Annotated in this window: 7 protein-coding genes; 2 read left to right on the top strand and 5 right to left on the bottom strand. The window is 45.0% G+C overall.

Annotation, left to right across the window (positions count from 1 at the left end):
- Window positions 1-180 precede the first annotated feature (180 nt).
- Complete coding sequence (locus WJR50_RS31360; RefSeq protein WP_341297289.1) at window positions 181-1,917, top strand: autotransporter outer membrane beta-barrel domain-containing protein; 1,737 nt, start codon at window positions 181-183, stop codon at window positions 1,915-1,917.
- Between the two features lie 12 nt (window positions 1,918-1,929).
- Here the strand turns inward: WJR50_RS31360 and WJR50_RS31355 are convergent, their stop codons facing one another.
- Genes WJR50_RS31355 through WJR50_RS31345 form a run of 3 tightly spaced genes read right to left on the bottom strand, consistent with a single transcriptional unit; the run spans window position 1,930 to window position 4,221 of the window.
- Window positions 1,930-2,568, bottom strand: a complete 639-nt coding sequence (locus WJR50_RS31355; protein ID WP_341297288.1) for a YiiX/YebB-like N1pC/P60 family cysteine hydrolase — start codon at window positions 2,566-2,568, stop codon at window positions 1,930-1,932.
- Between the two features lie 35 nt (window positions 2,569-2,603).
- Window positions 2,604-3,329 carry a DUF6048 family protein gene (locus WJR50_RS31350; RefSeq protein WP_341297287.1) on the bottom strand — a complete coding sequence of 242 codons (726 nt, stop codon included), beginning with the start codon at window positions 3,327-3,329 and terminating at the stop codon, window positions 2,604-2,606.
- Window positions 3,313-4,221 (bottom strand): DUF6452 family protein, encoded by a 909-nt coding sequence (locus tag WJR50_RS31345; RefSeq protein ID WP_341297286.1) that lies wholly within the window; start codon window positions 4,219-4,221, stop codon window positions 3,313-3,315. The genes WJR50_RS31350 and WJR50_RS31345 overlap by 17 nt, the downstream gene beginning before the upstream one ends.
- Before the next feature lie 150 nt (window positions 4,222-4,371).
- On the opposite strand from WJR50_RS31345, the gene rimO reads away from it, so the two are divergent.
- Entirely contained in the window at window positions 4,372-5,688 is a 1,317-nt protein-coding gene (rimO, locus tag WJR50_RS31340; protein WP_341297285.1) for a 30S ribosomal protein S12 methylthiotransferase RimO, read from the top strand.
- 214 nt (window positions 5,689-5,902) lie between these two features.
- Here the strand turns inward: rimO and WJR50_RS31335 are convergent, their stop codons facing one another.
- Window positions 5,903-6,514, bottom strand: a complete 612-nt coding sequence (locus WJR50_RS31335) for a hypothetical protein (RefSeq protein WP_341297284.1) — start codon at window positions 6,512-6,514, stop codon at window positions 5,903-5,905.
- Between the two features lie 556 nt (window positions 6,515-7,070).
- The gene (locus WJR50_RS31330; RefSeq protein WP_341297283.1) at window positions 7,071-7,784 is read right to left on the bottom strand and encodes an HU family DNA-binding protein; all 714 of its coding nucleotides are present in this window, start codon (window positions 7,782-7,784) and stop codon (window positions 7,071-7,073) included.
- Window positions 7,785-7,820: the final 36 nt, after the last annotated feature.

Raw genomic sequence — 7,820 nt, 5'->3', positions numbered from 1 at the left:
TTCATAACATACTAATCTACCGCTAATGTCTCTGGCTGTCAATTATTTAGAGCATCATACTTTTTAAAACACCACCACCTTCGCTTTGATAATATAGGCACAAAGAGCATTAGTACAGCAGGTTCTTTTGCAGTAAATAATTTCAGAATACTGGCTTCTTCGGGACAAGTATCTTTTTCCGTGCCCACAGATGTAGATATCAGTGGTAGTTGGAGTAATGCTGCCGGAGCCAGTTCCTATACCAATGTAGCGGATGTTGACTTTAGCGGTTCTTCTACTCAGAACATTGCCGGAATAAACGCTTTTCATAACCTGAATATCAACAAAACGGGCAGTACCGTAACCGCTACCGGAACTATCACCCTTGATGATGGCAGTAATGGAGGAAGTATGACCATATCTGCGGATGATGTGATGACTGGCAGTGCCAACTACAGTCTGTTAGGCGATTGGAGCAATAGCGGCACATTTTCTACTACGGGTACAGTTAATTTTAATGGGTCATTAGTACAGAATATCAGTGGTGATAATACTTTTGGTTCACTCATTATCGACAATGCAAATGGCGTGAACATGGCTGATGATATCACTACTACTATCGCTAACGAACTCACAGTTACCAGTGGAACGCTTAATACCGGCGGAGGAGTAGCCACTATTATCTTTAATGGAACTGGAGAACAAAGTATCAATGGTTCGGTGACATTTAATAACCTGATTAAGCTATCTGGAGATGCGCTTACCCTCAGCGGAAGCAGCGTAGTGAACGGTAACCTCACCCTGACTGAGGGTATTATCAATACCACAAACTCCGATATGCTAACGATCAGAGCAAACGGGGCAGTATTGGGAGGCTCAGTGAATAGTTACATTAACGGCCCGCTCAGCCATCTTGAGAATGCTACGGCGGCAGATGTTAAGCGCTTTCCTTTAGGAAATAATGGTGTTTATCGCCCTATTACCCTGAATCTGACACAGGCCGTTGCCACTGAAAGAAGCTACACCGCTGTCTTGAATGAAGGGGCGCCAGTAAGTCGTACTTTACCTACTATGCCGGAGGAGCTTGTAAGAGTATCAGGCTTAAGGTATTACACCATTACGCAATCACCTGCTGCTCCGGTAAGTTCTGCAACAGTTACTATTGACTATCATGCAGATGATCTGGTGGATGATGGCCCCTCATTACGCATTGCCAAAAGTGATGGTGCAGGCAACTGGGTAAATATTGGAGGTACCGGAAATAATCCTGATCCCGCTACGCCTGGGGTATTTGCCGGAGGAAGCATTACCTCCGCTACTTTCACTACCTTCAGTGATTTTGTGCTGGCCTCTTCTTCTACCCCTAATAACCCCTTACCGATAGAGCTTATACATCTTGGTGGGGAAGCAGATGATAAGCAGGTTCGCTTACATTGGGGCACCGCTTGGGAGAATAATAATGATTACTTTGAGATTGAACGCTCAGCGGATGGTAAAAACTTTATGTCTATTGGAAAAGTGGCAGGAGCAGGAAATAGTACAATAGAACAACAATATCAGTTTGTAGATAAAAATCCTCTGCTCGGTTCTGCCTATTATCGCCTCAGACAAACGGACTTTGATGGAAAGTATACCCACTCTAAAATTGTACTGCTGAATTTCTATCCTGAGTCAGAATATTATGCCAGCATATCTCCTAATCCGGTTGAAGGTGGTAAAACCGTTTTGCAGCTTGGTGGATTGAAGGCAGGTACAGTAGTTCAGGTATCACTCGTTCATACCTCAGGCAAAATTGTACACCAGATGAAATGGAATGCTGATCATACAGGGATGATTGAGAAAGAAATAAGCGGACTTGATCGCCTGGCTTCAGGGGTGTATAGCTTACTGCTGACTTCAGATCATTTTAATGATGCCCTGAAGCTTATTATTCCCTAGAACTCAAGGAACTCATAAGTCATCTGAACTTTTGGGCTGATAGAACTGATAAACAATATCCAGATAAGGAGAACGGGAAATAGCGCCCGGGTTAATCCCGGGTACACCCTCTGGCACTTTCGTTCCTCTTTCGTCAAAGTAATCTTCCCAGATCGGAAAAGTTTCTCCGGTATCGGGATCTATATAGGTCATGGGGGCTAATGGAAAAAGAGGCTTACCCTGATTGGCTCTCTTAAAAATTTCATAGATCAGTTCGGAACAATAATAAGCCTCGTCACCATCTACATAAATCTCGTCATAAGCATTCCCCAAAAGGTTTTCTGCCTGTTTCAGCGCTTCAGGTATGAGAGGATGATGTGCCGATGTTAATCTTCCCACCATCACCTTGGGCTGACCTTCATTATTTGTATTTCGTTGCAGAAAATCCTCCAGGGGAGTGGCTAATACGCCTTTGGAAACAGCTTCATACACAAAAGGCTTGTCGTCCTGTAAAACCACTATTCCCATATGGGAGAAATCAGCGCCCTCTACGCCTTCGGTCACTTTCTCAATAGACTCACAATAAGGTCCACAGTCCAGATCCTGAAAAAGCAGGTCGCCCGCCTTAGGCTGATAGGAGCTTTGCCCGCAGGAAAAATTGATAATTGACAAAGAAAGTAAGCAGCTGAGAAGCAATTTGTACATGGCTATCTTTTTCTGAAGGGAATGCGGTAAAAAATATAGTAATCAAAACCGAAATTGGTCTCGTCCTCACCGCTGCCGAAGCCGGGAATGCGGTAGGGCACCAGTGAACTGCGGTCTATGTAGCGCTGGCCAAAGCGATAACGTAGCGTATAGCCCAGAAATACATTTTTGAATAAAGCCACTTTCACTCCGGCATTCATCTCTACCCAGTGGACTCCCAGGTTTTCATTGCTTTGACTAATGTCAGAAGTCTCCCAGAAGTTATCAGGGGTACGAAAACGTACCTGGTCATCAATATTGCTGAAAGCATATTTTAGCCCAAAATAGATGACATCGTCCAGGGCGTCATAACTGTTCTTCTGCTTATCTTTCAGCAGATTTACGTCTACTCCCAGTTTATAATAACTGCCATTGCTTCGGTACATGAAAGCCTCTTCCGCGGGTACATCGGCTTCACTTTGGCGGCTAAGCTCCATATGCCCGTATTCGGCAGAAAGCATAAAGCGCCCCATAGCCAGGTCAGCTTGCAGCCCGTAGTAAGTACCCTCTTCGTCAAGAGCAGTTTGTATCAGCGTATTTACCGCCGGGCCAATTCTTAAGGAGGCAGGAATGAGTGTTGACTGCATTTTTACTCGCTCTACCGTATCCGCCGGTGCGTTGGTTTGCTGCTCCTGAGCCCACCCCTGGCTTAGACAAAGACAAAAGAATATGCTAAAAAAATATTTCAAGGTTAAGATTATTGTTAATGTTCAATTCTTCCTGCTCTACCTCTACTTCCCGAAAATCAAAGTCATCATTGTCAACATCCAGGCTGTTTACCCTGATCTGAGGCTGGCAGTCGAAAATCTGTACAGTATCCACAAAGTAAGAAACATTCAAGCTACGATTGACAATTTCACCCTCATTTTCAATCTCAAAAAAGAAAGTGGTATTGTTACGATTAATATCCACCGGAAGCCTTACCCGATCAAGGGAACCAGGCTGCTCAAGAATGACATTGCCCAGATCATCTGTAATACTGATAATGGAGAGCGTATCCAGGTCAGCGTTGGTTACATTCTGAACGGTAGCAGTGGTGTCTAGTTCGTAAAAGCGGGCACGCACTACATTGGTATATTCGTACTGGCAGGTATAAATCCTTAGGTTAGGATTGGTAAAAAGGCTGACGTCAGGCTCCACTACCAGTAGTGAGTCAAAAGCAGCATTAGTGCTCCTGAGGTTTACGTAGCGCTGCTCCACCCCACATTCGGGAGAAACCAGCCGCTGTTCCAGCTCATACTCCAGCATCAGCGTATCCGTTTGCAGTTCAGCCGCAGAGTTTTCCCGCCAGTTAACATAAAAAGTGACTTGTGTGCCGGAAGGGTTTAGGGGAAGTGAAATCCTACTGACTGCGGTATCCTGTATATCCAGATAAGCACCATTGCTGGCTAGCACCGATTCAATAAAAAGTGTGTCACTACGTGCGTTACTCCTGTCCAGCTTCCGAAACTCCAGCCTGGCAGTATCAAAGGTATCAGTTACACAACTGACGTTTTCATCCAGGCAGGCAGTCATCGCCAGCGGTATCAGGCATATCCAAAGCAAAAAATGACGGGAGAAGAATAAAAGTAGGTGCTTCATGTATAGAGGAACGTCGCAAATGCTGTGCAAAATATAGAATCTAGCAAACGAAAACGAAAAAAGCTTTGTTCACCAGTTTGTCTTTATGCATACGCATGAGCGCTGTGTTTATTTTTCGTAATTTTGCCGAAAGTTAAAAAGAAAGCGAGCTTGAAAACAAAAGGGATCAAAAAAGATAAGGTAAATGTTGTCACTTTAGGTTGTTCTAAGAACCTGGTAGACTCTGAAGTGATGCTTACCCAGCTCAAAGGTAACAACATCAATGCTACCCATGAGTCTCAAAAAGATGATGCTAATGTCATTATCGTCAATACCTGCGGCTTTATTGACAACGCCAAGCAGGAGTCTATCGACACCATTCTTCGCTATGCCGACGCCAAAGAGAGCGGTATGATAGACAAGCTGTACGTAACCGGCTGCCTCTCGCAGCGCTACCGTGACGATCTGGAAAAAGAGATTCCCCAGGTAGATGCTTTCTTCGGTACGATGGAGCTACCCCTTTTGCTCAAAAAGTTTAAGGCAGATTACAAACATGAGCTGGTCGGGGAGCGAATTACTACCACCTCCCGCCACTATGCGTACATGAAAATCGCCGAAGGCTGCGATCGCCCCTGCTCCTTCTGTGCTATTCCGCTGATGCGGGGCAAGCATGTTTCCAAACCTATAGAGGAATTGGTGAAGGAAGCCCAGTCGCTGGCCCGTAATGGCACCAAAGAGCTGCTGCTCATTGCCCAGGATTCTACCTATTATGGCCTGGACCTGTATGGCAAACGTAATCTGGCTGAGTTACTCCAGCGCCTTTCCGATGTAGAAGGTATAGAATGGATTCGCCTGCATTATGCTTTTCCTTCCGGCTTTCCTACCGATGTTTTGGATGTGATCGCTGAGCGCTCTAACATCTGTAATTACCTGGATATGCCTTTGCAGCATGGTTCCAGTCGTATGCTCAAGCTGATGCGTAGAGGTACTACGCGAGAAAAAACTGAGGCGCTGATTCATCAGATACGCGAGAAGATTCCTAATCTCACTTTGCGCACTACGCTTATCGCCGGCCATGCCGGAGAGACAGCAGAAGATCATGCGGATATGATGGATTTTGTAGAGAAAATGCGCTTTGACCGCCTGGGCATCTTTACCTACTCCCATGAAGAAGGTACCCATGCCTATGGTATGGAAGATAATGTGCCTGACAAAGTAAAGCAGCAGCGGGCCAATGAGGTGATGGAGTTACAGGAAAAAATCTCCTACGAACTCAACCAGGACAAAATAGGCAGTGTACAGAAAGTGTTGATTGACCGTAAAGAAAGCGGTAATTACATTGGCCGTACCGAAGGTGATTCCCCGGAAGTGGACAATGAAGTGATCATCCCTGCGGATACAAATTATTTACGCATAGGCGACTTCGCTGACATCCTCATTGTAGATGCTACTGACTTTGACCTCTTCGGTGAGCCGGTGAATGCTTGATCACTGTTAATCATACGCTCTTTGAAAACGAGCGTTAGAGTAAAGACAAATAACTTTAAGAGGGATAAGCATACCTGACAGCTTGCGTCATTTCCCCATAACATAATGTTAAAAGCCATTCCGCAGGAATCTTTACCATTATGCCCAGGAGAAGGGCACTAAGAAAATAAATCTTTTTCATGATAATAAAATTTAGGTTGATTGTATCTTAAAGCTATTCTACACTAAAAGAAACTTCCATCCTCACACTATCGGTTTCGCTATATTTTACGGTGGCACCTGTAAAGTATTCTCCCGGCCTGAGAGGAGCAACAGGATTATCTGCTACCCTGTAATACCTCTCGACAGCGCCTTCTATATGCGGAAGATACGTAGGCATAATATAGACCGAATCAGTCTCTACCAGCCAAGGCATGGTGTATACAGCAGCATGTTTGCCCGGAACTTCGGCGAGCATCGCGTCCAGAAAATTACCTCCTAAAGTAAAAGATTTCCCTATTTTGGAAGCCCCTCCACTTTCTTGAGTCATGCGGTATAAAGTGAAGAAATCTTCATGAAAGGGAAAATACCAAGGAGTTGGAAGTGTATAGTCTTGCTCTCCAGTATTCTCAATAATAAACTCAAACTGGAAGTTCTCACCTTCCTGAAAAACAGCTTGAGGCTTGTCCTGCATATTGAGTATCTGTAATGTAAAGGTCAAATCACCAACCCGTTTGCGGGCTATGGCACTGGAATCTGTGCGCAGCGTAACAAGTTCGTCATCTTTCCCGCAACCGCTCAGTAAGCCAGTGAGGAATACCATGATAAAAATGAGTGTTGTTTTCATAGGAATGTTGTTTATACTGTAGAGACACATTTTGGGATAAAAAAGTATGTCGGCTTTGCCAATTCTTTATGTAAAGGATTAGGAGATGCTAAGGAGGCATGCCTTACGCTGAGGCTAAACGCGCGCCAGATAGAGTAGGTAAGTATGAAGACTTGTTTCCATTACAATAAAAACTGGTTTCAGTCTTCAAGATTGAAATCATGAATGAGGGCAAAGTCTGAGGCTTTGCATCATCTGTCCACTTCAGTTAGAAACTGAAGCGAATATCTTGCTACAAAGCAATTATTTAAACTCATCGTGTCACCTTACTTATGTGAAGTAGATTTAGGCGATAGCGCAAGGAGTAGATTACTTATTCTGTAACCCGCTCAGGCACGAGTGTATGACTGGTGGATACTCATGGGCATGCCCTTCTGCTACTAATGACTGTGCCCATTTGATACTGATATCAATGCACGGAGCATTGCTTTACGCATGGAAAACGCAATAGCTGATAGAGGCCCATCATAGACTGCGATGCCTGCATTTGTAGTAGGTGAATTGAATCAATCGTAGCCTACGATTGGATGACAGTCAGTGGGTGTGGAAGCTTACCATATCTTATTTCTGTACTATTGCCGACGATGGCATGTACTTCTAGTGTATATTCTCCAGCCGGAAGATCATCAGGGGCTTTCAGCAGTAATTGGGAAGGGGCATTGGTGACCGCCTTTGCTAAGCGTATGGGCTTAGTACCCCCGGTCCGGATCAGGAAAATACCCTGCTGAATATCCTCAGGGTCAAACTTAAGGCGTTTGCCACGGAGGCGAATGATTCCTCCGGCGGTAATGCAGCGGTTGGAAGTATCGGAGAAGATATCTTCCAGCTGTTTGGGTTCAGGACAGGGGTACTTAGGCGCTACCTTTTTGGCTTTCAACCGCTTGATCAGTGACTGCAATCGCTTTCCCGGCAATGCTTTGAGGACAATGCGCTGCCGTCCGGGATACATACGTTCGTCTTCTTCGGCAAAAGTACCCTGTATACTGGCTTGTATCTTGATCAGGGGGGTGTTGACGCGCATGCCATCCTCTATAGCCCATTCTACCGCCCGGCAGTATTCTTCCAGTACGGCTTCAACCATAGTGGGCGGTAATGCACGATTATGGTGGGTGATCATTTCCACTAGCATCTTCTGGTCGCAGGTTTGCGTGTGATGTACCCGAGCTACATAATTTTGCTGAGGCTTACGCCTGCGGAAAGTATTGGGGTAGAGGGCATAACGGATAGCCATAAGCCTAAAGTTTATTTGATCTTTAACTAAAGATGG

Origin of the sequence: Catalinimonas locisalis, from assembly GCF_038039535.1 — a bacterium.
In the GTDB taxonomy this organism is placed as follows: Bacteria; Bacteroidota; Bacteroidia; order Cytophagales; family Cyclobacteriaceae; genus Catalinimonas.
Note: the sequence above shows the minus strand (reverse complement) of the source record. Positions and strands in the feature narration are given on the sequence as shown.